This window comes from Sphingorhabdus sp., from assembly GCF_046154385.1.
Lineage (GTDB): Bacteria > Pseudomonadota > Alphaproteobacteria > Sphingomonadales > Sphingomonadaceae > Sphingorhabdus_B.
On record NZ_JBJXFW010000040.1, the window covers coordinates 18,262 to 34,122 of the forward strand.

Here is a 15,861-nt window from a genome sequence, read left to right on the forward strand (position 1 = left end):
TCACGGCATCCTATGACCCATAAGCCAGACACGCCGCTGCTCGACACGGTTCACATACCCGCCGATCTCCGCAGTCTTCAAGTATCGCAACTTCGCCAACTGGCAGATGAGCTCCGCTCGGAAACTATCTCTGCCGTATCTGTGACCGGCGGCCATCTCGGTGCTGGCCTAGGCGTGGTCGAATTGACCACGGCAATCCATTATGTATTCAATACGCCCGAAGACAGGCTGATCTGGGATGTGGGCCATCAATGCTATCCGCACAAGATACTCACCGGACGCCGTGACCGTATCCGCACGCTTCGCACGGGCGGCGGGCTTTCCGGTTTTACCAAGCGCAGCGAGAGTGAATATGACCCGTTCGGTGCAGCGCATAGCTCAACCTCAATTTCCGCAGCCCTAGGCTTTGCCGTTGCCAACAAGATTGCCGGTAAAGCCGGCAAAGCCATCGCTGTCATTGGCGACGGCGCGATGAGCGCGGGCATGGCATATGAAGCCATGAACAATGCCCAGGCTGCCGGAAACCGGTTGGTAGTCATCCTGAACGATAACGATATGTCCATCGCACCGCCAGTGGGTGGTCTTTCTGCCTATTTGTCACGGCTGGTATCATCAAGCGAATATCTGGGCTTGCGCAGCCTGGCGAGCAAATTGGCAAAACGGCTTTCGCGCCGGATCCATAACGCAGCGTCAAAGGCCGAGGAATATGCCCGCGGCATGGCGATGGGCGGCACCTTGTTTGAAGAACTCGGATTCTATTATGTCGGCCCTATTGATGGCCACAACCTCGAACAGTTGATCCCCGTGCTCGAAAATGTCCGCGACAATGCCGAAGGACCCGTGCTGGTGCATGTCGTAACACAAAAGGGCAAAGGTTACGCCCCGGCTGAAGCGGCAACTGACAAATATCATGGCGTGGTCAAGTTCGACGTGATCACAGGCAAGCAAGACAAAGGCCCGGGTGGCGGCCCACCAGCCTATCAGAATGTCTTTGGCGAAACGTTGGCCAAGCTGGCCGACAGCGACCCAAAAATCTGCGCGATAACCGCTGCCATGCCCGGTGGCACCGGCATCGACAAATTCGCCGCGGCCCATCCTGACCGCAGCTTTGATGTTGGCATCGCCGAACAGCATGGCGTTACCTTCGCCGCCGGTTTGGCCGCGCAGGGTATGCGCCCGTTTTGCGCGATATATTCGACGTTCCTGCAACGTGCCTATGACCAGGTCGTGCATGACGTTGCAATCCAGAACCTGCCCGTCCGCTTCGCCATTGATCGCGCCGGTCTGGTCGGCGCCGATGGCAGCACGCACGCAGGTTCGTTCGACATTACCTATTTGGCGACCCTGCCCAACATGGTCGTCATGTCACCTTCGGACGAGGCCGAATTGGTGCATATGACCTACACCGCCGCGTGCCATGACAGCGGTCCGATTGCGTTCCGCTATCCACGCGGAAATGGCACCGGCGTTTCTTTGCCCGAAGTTCCGCAGCGGTTGGAAATCGGCAAAGGCCGGATCGTGCGCGAAGGCAAAAAGGTCGCGATCCTATCGCTCGGCACCCGTTTGGCCGAAGCGAACAAAGCCGCCGACACGCTGGATGCAAAGGGCCTGAGCACCACCGTCGCTGACCTGCGCTTTGCCAAACCGCTTGACGAAGACATGATCCGCCACCTGATCGCCACGCATGAAGTGGTGGTGACCGTCGAAGAAGCTGCGGTCGGTGGCCTTGGCGCACATGTTCTGACTTTGGCCAGTGACCTCGGGTTAATGGATGCCGGGCTGAAAATCCGGACGATGCGTCTGCCCGATATCTTTCAGGAGCATGATAATCCGCAAAAGCAATATGACGAAGCAGGGCTGAATGCGCCGCAAATCGTCGAGACGGTCCTGAAGGCCCTTCGCCACAACAGCGCTGGCGTCGAGGAAGCAAGCGTGCGGGCTTAAAAGCCCGCGCACCTTATATCATCAGCCCGGAATAACCGACTGCGCGGTTTGTCCGTCACCTTCCGGAGCGGCTATGATGTCGCGGGTTATCGAACCTTTGTTCACGGTATTGGTTTCGGGGTCACCGACCGACGAACGGATACCCATTTCAGCCGAGGCTGGTGTGCCGGACAGAACGCGCTCTGCCGCAGAACGGGGCGCAGGTCCGCCAAACATCGCTTCCAATACGGAATCCTGTCCGGAATCTTGCGCGCGCGGTGCAACGGTCGCAGTTGGCTCCAGTGCGAAATCAGGGGGCACAACCAAAGGTGCGGCGCGGCCAATCTGCGGGGCAGCGGCGGCGTCATTGCCACGAATATCCCAATTCCACAGGTCCTGTCCGGCCTTGTCCATCGAAGCGCAGCCCGACAGTAAAATTACGGTTGAAAAGCACGAGGCCAAAAGCAATTTCTGTTTCATATGTGAAGTCCTAACTCGCGCAATCATGGCCGGGGGGCGGGTGTAGCGCCGCCAAACAAGGCGTCGATAACCTGCTCTTTAATATCGCCGTCTTGCGGGCGCGGGGCGTTTGGCGTTGGAGCGGGGAGCGCAAACGTGGTCGGCACTTCGATCGGTTTGGAACGGGTTACCGCAAATTCGTCAGGCCGTTGCCGGTCCAATATGCCCGTCGAACCGCAACCTGCAAGCGCGGCACAGGCAAATAATGCCGACGTCAGGATCATTTTCCGCTTCATATTCACTCCACTATGTCCGCTCTGCTTGCGGGTTCCTGAACAGGTGCCTTTTCGCGCATCAGGAAGGCGCGGGCAAGCAATATCAATACGCCAATGGTGATGGCGGCATCGGCAAGGTTGAAAATGTAAAAAGGCCGGAATGTGCCAAAATGCAAGTCTGCATAATCAACCACATAGCCATAACGCACCCGATCCAGTATATTCCCGAATGCGCCGCCCAGAACCAGCGACAGCGCCAGCACGTCGCCACGCAGTTTTTCGCGCCACATCCAGACCGCAACACAGCCCGCAATGGCACCGGTCAGCGCGACCAGCGCCCACCGCTCGGCATCGCTGTCGGCCGTTAGGAAGCTCATCGATACGCCGCGATTTTCGGCGTATCGCAGGTCGAAGAACGAGATGATGTGAATGGCCCCGCGGCTTTGCAGCTGCAACGGGCCAAGCATCGCATATTTGACGATCTGGTCGGCGATGAAGACCAGACTGGCCAGCATGATGCCCTGAAGGCGGAATTTGGGGTTGGTCATGCCAAATCCTCCCCGTTTACGGGGAGGGGGACCGCGCGAAGCGTGGTGGAGGGGGGAGTCAGTGCGCACATGTCCCCTCGTGTAAGCCGCCAGCCCCCTCCGTCAACCCTGCGGGTTGCCACCTCCCCGCAAGCGGGGAGGATTTGCTGAGCCTTATCCACCGACCACATCCTCACACCGCGCACATAGCGCGCCGTCCTCGACAACCTCCGGCAGATGCCGCCAACAGCGACCGCATTTGTGGTTGGTGGTTTTAGTGACAACAATTGAACCACGATCCACCGAATTATTATTGCAATCGACGCGCTCAACCATGGCAAGCTCGGCGAGCAATTCTGCATTCACCGGTTCTACATGGTTCATCTCTTGCGCTCGTGCTTTCCAAGGGTAGGAAACAACTGCCTCAAGACTTGAACCGACTATTTTTTCCCGGCGCAGCGGTTCAATAGCCTCAAGAATATCATCCCGAACCAAATTATATATCTGGAAGAATTGGGCGATTTCCGGGTCATGCTGGCCATAGGAATCAATGGGCAATTCTTGAAAGTGAATGCTTTCTCCGTTGGGGAATCGGGTTTGCCAGACTTCTTCCGCGGTAAAAACAAGAACAGGCGCAGCGTAGCGCACCAGTGCATGGAAAAGAGTATCGAGTACGGTGCGATAACTGCGCCGTGTCAGATCCGCAGGGTCATCGCAATAGAGGCAATCCTTACGGACGTCAAAAAAGTATCGGCTCAGGTCTTCATTACAAAAATCCGTTAAATCCCGGACATAACCATTAAAATCAAATTGCCCGATTGCAGTTCTGATGTTGCAATCTAAATGGAACAGCTGGTTTAGCATGTACCGCTCCAGTTCCGGCATGTCCGAAACGGCGACCTTTTCAACATCCGAAAATCCGTCGAGCGCGCCGAGCAGATAGCGGAAGGTGTTGCGCAACTTGCGATACTGGTCGGACACGCCCTGCAGTATCTCTTTACCGATCCGGTGGTCCTCGGTGAAATCCACAGTCAGCGCCCACAGCCGCAAGATGTCCGCGCCGCTGTCGCGCATCAGGTCGAGCGGGTTGATCGTGTTGCCCAGCGACTTGGACATTTTCATGCCCTTCTGGTCCATCGTAAAGCCGTGGGTCAGTACCGCATTATACGGCGCACGCCCGCGCGTGCCGCAGCTTTGCAGCAGGCTCGACTGGAACCAGCCGCGATGTTGGTCGCTGCCTTCGAGATAGAGGTCGGCGGGCCATTGCAGATCGGGCCAGCGCCCCGATTCCAGCGTGAACACGTGGGTGCAGCCCGAATCGAACCAGACGTCGAGAATGTCGGTGACGCGTTCATAATCAGCGAGCGCGTAATCGCTGCCCAGATATTCCTGTGCGCGTTCGTCGCTCCACGCATCCACACCCGATTCCCGCACACCGGCGACGATCCGCGCGTTGACGGCGGGATCGTTCAGATACTGCCCGGACTTGCGGTCGACAAAGAGCGTGATCGGCACACCCCATGCCCGCTGGCGTGACAGCACCCAGTCGGGGCGGCCTTCGACCATCGAGGACAGGCGGTTGCGGCCCTTTTCGGGGATGAAGCGAGTCGCGGCGATGGCGGACATGGCAGTTTCACGCAGGGTGGTGCTTTGGCTGCCCGGTGTCTCGACTTCGCTCGACACGAACGGAGAGGGGGGCACTGGATGCTCGATTGAAGGAGTGGACAACGCTTCAACACCGTTCGTGTCGAGCGTAGTCGAGACACCCATCGGCAAGGGCCGGTCCATCGAAACAAACCATTGCGGGGTGCAGCGATAGATGACCTTCGCCTTCGACCGCCAGCTATGTGGATAGCTGTGCTGGTAATCGGCGGACGCCGCGAGCAATCCGCCCGCTTCGCGCAGCGCGGTACAGATAGGGCCATCGGGCGCATTGAATTTGGGATTGATGACGCTACCTTCGCCGCCCAGCCAGAGCCAGTCGGCGCGGTATTTACCATCACCTTCGACCGCAAAAACCGGATCGATACCGTTCGCCTTGCACAGGTCGAAGTCGTCCTCGCCATGATCGGGCGACATATGAACAAGACCGGTACCGCTGTCAGTGGTAACGAAATCGCCGGGGAGCATGGGGCGTAATCTGCTGAAAAATCCTCCCCGGGACGGGGAGGTGGCAGACGCGCCAGCGGCTGACGGAGGGGGGGTGCCGTCAAGCGCTGCGTTAGGAGGCGAACCCCCTCCACCATGCTGCGCATGGTCCCCCTCCCCGTCCCGGGGAGGATTTTCGAGATGATGCATCGGGTGACGGACCATGGTTCCGGCTAGCTCGGAGCCTTTGCCCGTCCAAATTTCCTCATGGTCCGCTTGGCCAAAAGAAGCATTATCGTCCCAGACACCGTCGTCGTCCCACGTCGAAACTTTTTCTAACAATTTCGACATGCGCTCTCGGGCGACTAAAACCTTGCCCGCAGTTGATTTGAATAAGCCATCCGGAGCGTTCTTGATTACAACCAAGACATACTCAACATCAGGCCCATAAGCGATCGCCTGGTTCACCGGAATCGTCCAAGGCGTCGTCGTCCAGATCACCGCATAAGCACCCTTCAGCGCTTCAATCGGCGATTCAACAATCTCGAACGCCACATCAATCTGCGTCGAGGTGATATCTTCATATTCCACCTCGGCCTCTGCCAAGGCGGTCTTTTCGACCGGCGACCACATGACGGGCTTGGCACCCCGATAAAGCTGACCGCTTTCGGCGAACTTCAACAATTCCGACACGATGGTCGACTCGGCCTGGAAGTCCATGGTCAGATAGGGATTGTCCCAATCGCCGTTGATACCCAGCCGCTTCAACTGCTCGCGCTGGGTATCGACCCAATGTTGCGCATAGGCGCGGCATTCGGCGCGGAACTCGACCGGATCGACATCATCCTTGTTGAGCTTTTTCTTGCGATATTGCTCCTCGACCTTCCATTCGATGGGCAGGCCGTGACAATCCCAACCGGTTACATAGGGTGCGTCCTTGCCGAGCAAGGTCTGCGTCCGGACGACCGTATCTTTCAGGATATGGTTCAGCGCATGGCCGATATGCATGTCGCCATTGGCATAAGGCGGGCCATCGTGCAGGATGAACTTTTCACGCCCACGGCGGCGGTTGCGCAGCTCTTCATACAGGCGCTGTTCCTGCCAACGGGCAAGGATCACCGGTTCCTTCTGCGGAAGGCCAGCCTTCATGGGGAAATCGGTCTTCGGCAGGAAGACGGTATCGCGATAGTCTATAGCTTCTGTCATGTCGAAAGCGCCCTTAGCGCAACAAATTGCCTTTCGTCACCCTCAACTTGTTTCTGGGTCCGATTTCACTTCTTCAGCGCGGGGCCAATGCCCCAAATATCCTCGATCCAGATATAGCCGTTAAAGGTTCCGGCAATCTTACCCAGTTGGTGCACATCGGTCAGGCCTTCATTGGATTTGCCGCTTTCATAGGGGCCCATCACAATGACCCTTGCCCCCACCGATTCCATACGGGCAATCAGGCGGTTGGGCCAACCCCACATGATCCACTGGTAATTGATCGGAATCACCAGCACCCCATTGTGGCAGCTTTTGGGAATGATGCCGGTCCAGCCATAGGCGACATAATCCTTTGTGCATTTCTGCGCCTCGCCCTTCAGGTCGAAAGCCCAGTTTTTCGGCGCCAATTGACGGATGCGGGTGACGGGGCCGGTTGCGCCATAAAAGGCATCGCCCAATTTTTCGTAATCCCGGCCCGACGCCTTCAAGATGGCAAAAAGCTGATCCGCTTCTCCTACATCCTTGGATTTGAAATTGAACAGCAAGGGACGCGACGGCAGCGCGGCAAGTGCTTCCTCGACGGTCGGAATCTGCCCTACACCCTTGCCGCGCAGGGGGAATGTCTTGCCGCCATCGGCTGTGTACCCATAGCCAATGTCCAACGCCTTGAGCTCGGCAAGTGTCAGATCGCGCGTCTCACCCTTGCCATTGGTACGGCAATCGACGGTCCAGTCATGGAACAGCACCATTTTGCCGTCCTTGGTCGGCGCGACGTCAATCTCGACCAGATCGCCGCCCAATCCCGCCGCCATCTGGATCGACGCCACGGTGTTTTCGAACACCTCATGGTCGGGCGTGCGAATGAAGCGGGCGGTGCAAGAGTCGCGGCCAAAGGCGGCGCGCTTGTCATAGAGATGATAGACGCCGCGATGCGCGATCAACTTTGGCTTGCCGACGGGCGTCGGTGCAAGCCAGCTCGAATTCAGCAACGACAGCGCGACGAGGATAAGGGCAACAACCGTCAGTATACGCTTTTTGGTACGGGATAGTTTCACCGTAAACTCCTCCCTTTATCCTTCTTCTTTGAGTCTTCGTGTCTTTGTGTGAGCAAAAATTATCTCACACGAAGGCACAAAGAACACAAAGATTATCAATTGCCCAATATGGCACGTGCCTGATCACAATCCGCCTGCATTTGCGCCATTAGATCATCCATGCTGTCGAACTTGGCCTCCCCGCGAATATATGCATGAAATTCGACTTCTATTATTTGCCCGTACAAATCCTCCGCAAAATCGAAGAAATGCGGTTCCAGTAATTCCCTGGGCGGATCAAAGCTAGGGCGGATGCCGAGATTGGCGGCACCGTGCAGCACGCGGCCGTCGGGCAAGCGGCCCTTGACCGCGTAGATGCCGTAACGCGGGCGCAGATAATGCGCCATGTCGATATTGGCGGTCGGGAAGCCCAGCAGCCGTCCATTTTTGTCGCCATGCTGCACCACGCCTTCGACCGTGAAGGGACGGGTCAGCAAGCGTGTAGCCGTGGCGCAGTCACCGGCTTTGAGCGCGTCGCGAATACGGCTGGAGGAGATAATCCCGCCCTCGTCCTTGACAGGACCCATCGTGGTCGCGCGCAGGCCGTGGGCCGCACCAAGATCGCGCAGCACGTCGACATTGCCGCCCCGGCCTTTGCCGAAGGTGAAATCCTCACCTGTTATGACGCCGCTCAACCCCAGCCGTTCGACGAGCAGGGCGACAATGAAATCCTCCGCCATGGTGTTGGCCAAAGATGCGTCAAATTCAAACACCAGCATCGCATCAGCGCCCGCGGCTTCAAATAGGCGTTGGCGCTGGTCCAACGTGGTCAACCGGAACCAAGGGGTATCGGGTGCGAAAAACCGGACAGGGTGGGGATCGAAGGTTGCAATGATGGCGGGCTTTCCCGCCGCCTTTGCCTGCGCAATCGCCTCGCCCGCGACGGTTTGATGCCCCAGATGGAATCCGTCAAAATTTCCAAGTGCCGCAACCGCGCCGCGCAAGGCGTCGGGAACGCGTTCGGTTGCATGGAGACGGGGAATCATTCGCCTCTCCGTTCGTGTCGAGCGAAGTCGAGACACACCAGAACAGCGATTAACGGAAGGGCATCTCGACTACGCTCGATGCGAACGGAAATTAAATTCATCATTTTATCGAAGGCGCCTCCGCCATCGGCACCAGCCCGGCGCGAATGACGCGCAGCGCATTGCCGCCCATGACGGCGCGGATTTCATCAGCGGTGAAGCCTTCGTCCATTAACGCTTGCGTGACCTGAGTCAGTTGCGACGTGTCGAAGCGCACGGTGGTGGCCCCGTCATAATCCGAACCAAGTGCGACATATTCGATGCCAACCAGATCGCGCACATGCTTCATCGCCTTGGCGGCCGCGCGCGGGGATGTGTTGCAAATGGCAGCATCCCAATAGCCGATGCCGATGACGCCACCTGTTTTGGCAACGCCGCGGATTTCATCGTCGGTCAGATTGCGGTTGACCTTGCACGTCGCCTGCACCCCGCCGTGGCTGGACACCACGGGGCGTTTGGCCATGGCGAGTATCTCCGCGACGCCCGTGTGCGACAGATGGGCGATGTCGATAATCATGCCCTTCGCCTCCATCCGCCGAACGATATCACGGCCAAAGGGCGTCAGTCCGCCCTTCTTCAGGCCGTGCATCGACCCGGCCAATTCATTGTCGAAGAAATGGGTCAGGCCCGCCATGCGAAAACCGGCGGCGTAGAGCCGGTCCAGATTGGCGGCCTTGCCTTCCAGATTTTGCAACCCTTCGATAGTCAGCATCGCGCCAACGGGTCGGGGGTCTTTGGCGCGCGCCGCCAGCAGGCTGTCCAGTTGCACCGACGTGTTAACAGCTTTAACCATGCCATTTGAACCAGCGGCAGCCGCATCCCGCTTTTGCGCGTGATAAAGCGACCGTTCAACCAGCGAATTCCAGGTCTTCACCGGCTGCAACTGGGCAATAGTAAGAAGCGTAATGTTATCGGTGTCCGCGCCATTGCCGTCGTAATTCTGGTTCTTTGGCGTTTTGCTGACCGATGAAAATAGCTGCAATGCGACATTGCCACTTTGCAAACGGGGCACATCCATATGCCCGCGCGACGCCCGTTCATTCAGGTCACGGTTCCACATCAGCGTATCGCTATGCAAATCAACGATCGTCAGCGTCTTGTGCAGCGCCTTCGCCTCATCGCTCACCTTGATAAGCGGTTTACCGTCGACGACGTTCATCGACCCTTCGACATAGCCCGGCGCAAAGCCGAAAAAGCCGATGGCGGCTGCGCCAATCAACGCCAGTGGTATCCAAACCCGTTTACGCATTTTCTCTCCCCCCGAACTGTTCAGACGCGGCGCGCCAAAGTCACAAAATCATGCGCGGGAATTTTGCCTTCCGCCGCATGACTGTCGCGGGCGACTTCTTCCCATTGTGCGTTATCGAATGCCGGCATAATCGTATCGCCTTCCGGCGAAGCTGCCACTTCGGTGAGTTCAATCCGGTGCGCCATCGGCAGGAACAACGCATAAATTTCAGCACCGCCAATCACGCATACATGTGGACCATTGGCGCGCTTCAACGCTTCTTCGACCGAATGCACCACTTCTGCGCCGTCTTCATCCCATGCTTTATCGCGGGTCAAAACAATATGCCTTCGCCCGTCCAAAAGCCCCGGCAGGCTATCAAATGTCTTGCGGCCCATAATCATCGGGCGGCCCTTCGTTATTTGCTTGAAATGACGCAGGTCAGCGGGGATATGCCAGGGCATTGCGCCATCCCTTCCGATCACTCCATTGGCGGCGCGGGCAAGGACAAGGATGATTTCGGGATGATTCATATCGCCCGTCTTGCCGACATTTAACTATCTATACAAGCGGGTGACGTGACCAATTTTTCGTCCGGTACGCGCTTCGGCCTTGCCATAAAGGTGCACGTTAGCAGCAGGGTCACTGAACAACTGGGCCCATCGTTCACCATCATCACCAATCAGGTTCTGCATTTCCACCCGATCTGCAATCGTTGCCGTGCTGCCCAAAGGCAGGCCGCAGATGGCGCGGATATGGTTTTCAAACTGGCTGGTTTCCGCGCCTTCGATAGTCCAATGGCCGCTATTGTGGACGCGCGGGGCGATTTCGTTGAACAACGGTCCTTCGGCGCTTGCAAAGAATTCCGCTGTAAACACACCTACATATTCCAGCTCGTCGGCCACATCGCCCGCCATTTTACGGGCCGCAACCTGTTGGCTTTCAATCAAGGGACCCGCAGGCAGGCAGCAGGTTGCTAAAATGCCGTCTTCGTGGACATTGCGGGTCGAATCCCAATAGCGGATCTCGCCATCGGTTCCGCGCACCAATATGACAGAGAATTCGGCATCGAAGCGGACCATAGCCTCGGCAATCAGAGGCTGCCCCCCTGCTCGACGCCATGCGCTCGCAAGTTCGCTGTGGGCCGAAACCCGCACTTGCCCTTTGCCGTCATATCCCATGCGGATAGTCTTCAATATCGCGGGCGTTCCCACTGCAGAAACCGCGCCTTCAACTTCGATTTCAGAGCGGGCAACGGCAAAGGCGGCGGTCTCGCCTCCTAGTTTGCGAACAAATTCCTTTTCCGCCACACGATCCTGCGCCACCTCCAGAGCCGTGATGGGCGGGTATATAGGGACACGGCCAAAGATCGATTTCAATGGCTCCACCGGAACATTTTCAAATTCGAACGTGATAACGTCGCAGCTACCGGCAAAGTTCATCAAAGCGTCCAGATCGTGATATTCGGCGACTGTGCAGGCCGCCGCAACTTCACAGGCGACATTGTCTCCTGCCGGAGCGTAAATATGGCAGCGATAGCCGAGCTGGGCCGCCGCCATCGCCAACATCCGGCCAAGCTGGCCCCCACCCAATATGCCAATCGTCGAACCGGGGGGCAGTGCCGTCATTCAGGTGTCTCGGCTACCGAAGCTGTCTGTTCGGCACGCCAGCTGTCCAGCCGCTCTGCCAGTGCCGAGTCTTCATTGGCGAGCATGGCGGCGGCCAGTAACGCGGCATTTATCGCACCAGCCCTGCCGATAGCCAATGTGCCGACGGGAATACCCGCAGGCATCTGTACGATCGACAGCAAACTGTCCATGCCGTCCAGTGCCTTGGATTGTACCGGCACACCTAGCACCGGCAGCCGCGTCATTGATGCTGCCATTCCGGGTAAATGCGCCGCACCACCCGCACCTGCTATAATACATTTTAGTCCGCGATCTGCCGCGCCTTTTGCATAATCATATAAACGTTCCGGCGTGCGGTGTGCCGACACCACCTTACATTCATGTGGAATGTGCAAGACATCCAGCGTTGCCGATGCCTCACGCATCGTCTCCCAATCGGACCGGCTGCCCATGATGATGCCGATAAGAGGCTGCGCTTCACTCACTTATATGATCCCCCCGGATAAAAAAGCGGACTTTCAAAAACCTGTTTTCAGCCCATGTCCTATTTTTCCGACAAATAATAGCGTTCGCCTTGAAGAGCGTCATTGAGTTCATAGACAATCGGCTGACCGGTCGGGATTTCAAGTCCGGTAATATCTACGTCAGAAATGTTGGACAAATGTTTGACCAACGCCCGTAAGCTGTTGCCATGCGCCGAAATGAGCACGGTTTTATTGGCCTTAAGTTCAGGAACGATAGCACTTTCCCAATAAGGCAGCACCCGCGCGATTGTGTCCTTCAGGCTTTCGGTATTCGGGATGGCGATACCGGCGTAGCGTGGGTCCGACGATAGATCATAGGCCGAACCTGCTTCTAATGGTGGCGGTGGAATGTCGAAGCTGCGACGCCAGATATGCACTTGATCTTCGCCATGCTTGGCCGCCGTTTCAGCCTTATCGAGCCCGGTCAATCCGCCATAATGCCGTTCATTCAATTGCCAGTTCTTGGTCACCGGAACCCAAAGCCGGCCCATAGCCTCCAACGCCAGATTGAGCGTCTTAATTGCGCGTGACTGTACGCTGGTGAATGCCACATCGGGGGTGATGTTCTTTTCCTTCATCAATTCACCCGCAGCCCAGGCTTCCGCCGCGCCCTTTTCGGTCACATCAACATCCCACCAGCCGGTAAAGCGGTTTTCGAGATTCCATTGGGACTGGCCATGACGGATAAGAATGAGTTTGGGCATATTGGGTCCTTCAGTCTTGATTCGACCCTGCATCTAGCGGCAGGTGATGCGCGGTACAATTGGCGTTGGCGCAATACCGGCTATAGTTCGCACGTCATAAAGCAGCTGAATGGATCTTCGACATAATCGCCAAAAGGCGGGCAAAATGCAAAGCCATGCGCGGTATACATGGACAAAGCCGGAATAAACGCGTCGGAAGACCCGGTTTCCAAACTCAGCCGCCGATACCCACGCTCCCTTGCTTGCGCGATGATATGGGCCAACATCGCAGCACCAGCACCTTTGCGTAAATGTTCGGCATGGGTCCGCATCGACTTGATTTCGCCATGATCGGGCGACAATTCTTTCAACGCGCCACACCCCATCAACGCATCATCATCCCAGATGGACCAAAAGGTCACATCCGGCGCGTTGAGGCCGTCGAAATCAAGGAAATGACAACTGCCCTCCGGCGAATTGGCCAGCATTCCGGCAAAATGGGTTTCAAGCAAAGCGCGGATTTCAGAGCCGGTAAGATCGTCTTTTATGATATGCATCGGTTATCTACTTATAATGGTAACGACATTGCGCGATTTCGATACGCAGATCACTATCTTGTCCAGCGACACGATACACCATTCTATGTTCTGCCGTAATGCGACGCGACCACCATCCAGACCAGTTTTCCCTTAAAGGTTCGGGCTTTCCTATACCCTTGAAAGGCGAACGCATTGTGTCGGTAAGAAGCTCATTGATTCGCACAACGATGCGCTTGTCCTGCTGCTGCCAAAACACATAATCTTCCCAACCCTGTTCAAGAAACACCAGTTTCAACTCGGCGGCCTTTATACAGGTAGAAAGCTTTTGGGGTCGACCTCGATCATATTCCTACCCGCATCAGCGTCGGCCATCGCGGCGTCCAGCCGCGCGGCATTTGCAACGCTGGCCCTTAAGTGCATCGTCTCTTGAATGGAATTCCAGTCGTCCAGTGCAATCATCACAACCGCTTTGCCCCGTTGGCGCGTTACCGCATAGGGTACACGATCGGACACCACCCGATCCATCAAGGATTTCAAATTCGCCCGGGCGTCAGAGTAAGTCACTATTTCCATGCCGCAACATTGCACAAAAATCTGTGCAATGTCAACATGAGTTCAAACCATCTCCGCCAAAGTCGCCAGACATTCGCGCGCCAAAAGTTTGCACCGTTCTGGCGACCAGCCCTGTTCAGGATCATTGCCATGCACCGTATCCTTATACGGCATTTCGAGCGTCATCGACACACAGCCATGGCTTTTGCCAAATCGTTCCGCCAACTGGTTTGTCGACATGGACAGGTTGGCCTTTCCAGGGCCTGCAATCGAATAGCCGAGCTTGGTCTGGAAATCAGGGGTCCGGGCGGCAAGGCGATGGATATAGGATGTGTATCGGTCACCCTGATCATCGGTCCAGGATGGGATGCCTTCAAAACCGGCCATGAAAGCTGCGGGAATGGCCTCGTCGCCGTGGACGTCCATCGCCCAATGCACGCCGCTTTCGTCCATAGCGTTGCGAATGCCCAAAATCTCGGGGCTTTTTTCAAGGCTGGGCATTGCCCATTCGCGGTTGAGGTTCACGCCAGCGTAGTTGGTCCGCAAATGACCGCGGCAGCTGCCGTCAGGGTTCGCATTGGGCACGATATGCAGGGTGCATTTTTCAAGCAAAGCCCGCGTATGCGGGTTGCTCAAATCGGTCAGCATATCAAGCGCACCCTCCATCCACCATTCGGCCTGAGTCTCGCCGGGATGCTGGCGCGCATATAACCACACCTGCGTATAGCCTGTGCCCATTATCAGGCAATCAATCGGCTGCCCTTCGATGCTGTGACCAAGGCAGCGGTAGGTTACACCTTCACAACCGGCCGTCTCCGCGACCAGATCATGGTGGCGCTCTATGCTGTAAGGCGCGAAATAGGCAAACCAGACTATCGGGCTGGCCGGTGTGTAGCGGATCGTCAGCGTCCCGCCGTCTTCGCCTTTGTCATAGCTTGTATCGGCACGGCCCCAAAAATCACGGTCTTCGGAAACGCAGGCACGATAATCTGGCCAACCGCCGGGATAGGCGCTGCCTTCGAGTCCGGTGATTCGCAACGTCAACTCTTCGCCGGCGGTGCAGGCCACACGGAAATGGAACCATTGGGCAAATTCCGATTCCCGGTCTTTGCGGATCGAAAGCGTCGCGTTGTTGCCCGTTGTCGCATGAACAACGATGTTGCCGCTGTCGAACGCAGCATTGATGTCAGTAATAGGCATAAAGGTTCCTTGTTTATGGAACGCGGATAGACTCACCTGACACGCCGGGAAAGCCCTTAAACAGTGCCTCTGCCAATTTCGATGCGGCAATGCCGGGCTGGGCAGCGGGCGATCCTGCCTTTGCTGTCTGCGATGCGTTGCCTTCCCAAACAACAAGATTATCACTGCGCCGGACCAGACGCACCGCCAGAATAGTATTGATCTGCGACGAAGATCCCGACCCTAGATTGATGCCCACACCCAGGCCGATGCCAGACCCGAAGCTGCCGGTTGAACCGCCGACACCGACTGAAACCGGAGAGCGCTGGGCGCGTTCAATTTTGGTAACCGACACCCGAACTTCGGCGCTGATTTCGGAACCGTTTTCTTTTTCAGTATAGCCGACACGCTGCATTTCGCGCGCGACGGCCGCCAGATAAGGGGACGTGGCCAAGCCTTGAACAGCGTCACCATCACCGGAAGCCGCCACGGCAAAAGTGCCTGTACCATAGGCCACGCCATCTGCCGCACGATTGAAACGTGTGACTTCGACAGGGCCGGTAGGTACAACACACCCGGACAGGATCATGAGGAAAGCCAAAGATATAAGGCGGTTTCGGGTCATCATGACACCATCTTTACGCCGCATGTCTTTGATGGCAAGCGATGTATGACGAATGAATCCGTAAAAATAGGGCAATGATACTTGACTTTGGCATGCCTCCCCCATAGGAGCGCGCCTTCAATTCAAGCTTCATATAGCCAAAAGACGGGTAAATCCGATGAAAGTCGTTAATTCTCTCAAGTCCCTCAAGGGTCGTCACCGCGATAACCGCGTGATTCGCCGTCGTGGCCGGACTTATGTTATCAATAAGACCCAGCCGCGCTTCAAGGCGCGTCAGGGCTGACTTGGCCCTGCCTGCACCACGCA

General features: G+C 56.8%; 18 protein-coding genes. 2 read left to right on the forward strand and 16 right to left on the reverse strand.

Translation table 11 applies throughout. From position 1 onward, the window contains the following. The first annotated feature begins 12 nt into the window (after nt 1-12). Nucleotides 13-1,944: a 1-deoxy-D-xylulose-5-phosphate synthase gene (dxs, locus tag ACKVOS_RS07470; protein WP_409211390.1), complete on the forward strand. Its 1,932-nt coding sequence runs from the start codon at nt 13-15 to the stop codon at nt 1,942-1,944. A 21-nt stretch (nt 1,945-1,965) separates the two neighbouring features. Here the strand turns inward: dxs and ACKVOS_RS07475 are convergent, their stop codons facing one another. From ACKVOS_RS07475 to ACKVOS_RS07550, 16 genes are all read right to left on the reverse strand, one after another. After that, nucleotides 1,966-2,403, reverse strand: a complete 438-nt coding sequence (locus ACKVOS_RS07475) for a DUF3035 domain-containing protein (RefSeq protein ID WP_409211391.1) — start codon at nt 2,401-2,403, stop codon at nt 1,966-1,968. Nucleotides 2,404-2,426: 23 nt separating this feature from the next. Beyond that, nucleotides 2,427-2,678, reverse strand: coding sequence for a DUF3035 domain-containing protein (locus ACKVOS_RS07480; protein WP_409211392.1), 252 nt, complete (start codon nt 2,676-2,678; stop codon nt 2,427-2,429). Between the two features lie 2 nt (nt 2,679-2,680). Then, complete coding sequence (gene lspA, locus ACKVOS_RS07485; RefSeq protein WP_409211393.1) at nt 2,681-3,205, reverse strand: signal peptidase II; 525 nt, start codon at nt 3,203-3,205, stop codon at nt 2,681-2,683. A 153-nt stretch (nt 3,206-3,358) separates the two neighbouring features. Continuing rightward, a complete protein-coding gene (gene ileS / locus ACKVOS_RS07490) occupies nt 3,359-6,478 on the reverse strand; it encodes an isoleucine--tRNA ligase (protein WP_409211394.1) in 3,120 nt (1,039 codons plus the stop codon). A 65-nt stretch (nt 6,479-6,543) separates the two neighbouring features. Further along, nucleotides 6,544-7,533: a glycerophosphodiester phosphodiesterase family protein gene (locus ACKVOS_RS07495; protein ID WP_409211395.1), complete on the reverse strand. Its 990-nt coding sequence runs from the start codon at nt 7,531-7,533 to the stop codon at nt 6,544-6,546. 95 nt (nt 7,534-7,628) lie between these two features. Beyond that, entirely contained in the window at nt 7,629-8,555 is a 927-nt protein-coding gene (locus tag ACKVOS_RS07500; protein WP_409211445.1) for a bifunctional riboflavin kinase/FAD synthetase, read from the reverse strand. Between the two features lie 103 nt (nt 8,556-8,658). After that, on the reverse strand, nt 8,659-9,846 hold the full coding sequence (locus tag ACKVOS_RS07505; protein ID WP_409211396.1) for a dipeptidase: 1,188 nt from the start codon (nt 9,844-9,846) through the stop codon (nt 8,659-8,661). A 20-nt stretch (nt 9,847-9,866) separates the two neighbouring features. After that, a complete protein-coding gene (locus ACKVOS_RS07510; RefSeq protein WP_409211397.1) occupies nt 9,867-10,358 on the reverse strand; it encodes a dihydrofolate reductase in 492 nt (163 codons plus the stop codon). Between the two features lie 24 nt (nt 10,359-10,382). Then, on the reverse strand, nt 10,383-11,453 hold the full coding sequence (locus ACKVOS_RS07515; protein ID WP_409211398.1) for a 5-(carboxyamino)imidazole ribonucleotide synthase: 1,071 nt from the start codon (nt 11,451-11,453) through the stop codon (nt 10,383-10,385). Beyond that, complete coding sequence (gene purE, locus ACKVOS_RS07520; RefSeq protein WP_409211446.1) at nt 11,450-11,905, reverse strand: 5-(carboxyamino)imidazole ribonucleotide mutase; 456 nt, start codon at nt 11,903-11,905, stop codon at nt 11,450-11,452. The genes ACKVOS_RS07515 and purE overlap by 4 nt, the downstream gene beginning before the upstream one ends. Before the next feature lie 92 nt (nt 11,906-11,997). Continuing rightward, nucleotides 11,998-12,681 carry a 2,3-diphosphoglycerate-dependent phosphoglycerate mutase gene (gene gpmA / locus ACKVOS_RS07525; protein WP_409211399.1) on the reverse strand — a complete coding sequence of 228 codons (684 nt, stop codon included), beginning with the start codon at nt 12,679-12,681 and terminating at the stop codon, nt 11,998-12,000. Nucleotides 12,682-12,761: 80 nt separating this feature from the next. Continuing rightward, nucleotides 12,762-13,217, reverse strand: coding sequence for a GNAT family N-acetyltransferase (locus ACKVOS_RS07530; RefSeq protein WP_409211400.1), 456 nt, complete (start codon nt 13,215-13,217; stop codon nt 12,762-12,764). A gap of 7 nt (nt 13,218-13,224) precedes the next feature. After that, nucleotides 13,225-13,494, reverse strand: coding sequence for a Txe/YoeB family addiction module toxin (locus ACKVOS_RS07535; protein ID WP_409211401.1), 270 nt, complete (start codon nt 13,492-13,494; stop codon nt 13,225-13,227). Nucleotides 13,495-13,505: 11 nt separating this feature from the next. Beyond that, nucleotides 13,506-13,772 carry a type II toxin-antitoxin system Phd/YefM family antitoxin gene (locus ACKVOS_RS07540; protein ID WP_409211402.1) on the reverse strand — a complete coding sequence of 89 codons (267 nt, stop codon included), beginning with the start codon at nt 13,770-13,772 and terminating at the stop codon, nt 13,506-13,508. 42 nt (nt 13,773-13,814) lie between these two features. After that, nucleotides 13,815-14,951 (reverse strand): M14-type cytosolic carboxypeptidase, encoded by a 1,137-nt coding sequence (locus ACKVOS_RS07545; protein WP_409211403.1) that lies wholly within the window; start codon nt 14,949-14,951, stop codon nt 13,815-13,817. Between the two features lie 13 nt (nt 14,952-14,964). After that, on the reverse strand, nt 14,965-15,558 hold the full coding sequence (locus ACKVOS_RS07550; protein ID WP_409211404.1) for a DUF4136 domain-containing protein: 594 nt from the start codon (nt 15,556-15,558) through the stop codon (nt 14,965-14,967). Nucleotides 15,559-15,712: 154 nt separating this feature from the next. On the opposite strand from ACKVOS_RS07550, the gene ykgO reads away from it, so the two are divergent. Then, the gene (gene ykgO / locus ACKVOS_RS07555; protein WP_125229386.1) at nt 15,713-15,838 is read left to right on the forward strand and encodes a type B 50S ribosomal protein L36; all 126 of its coding nucleotides are present in this window, start codon (nt 15,713-15,715) and stop codon (nt 15,836-15,838) included. The last annotated feature ends 23 nt before the right edge of the window (nt 15,839-15,861 follow it).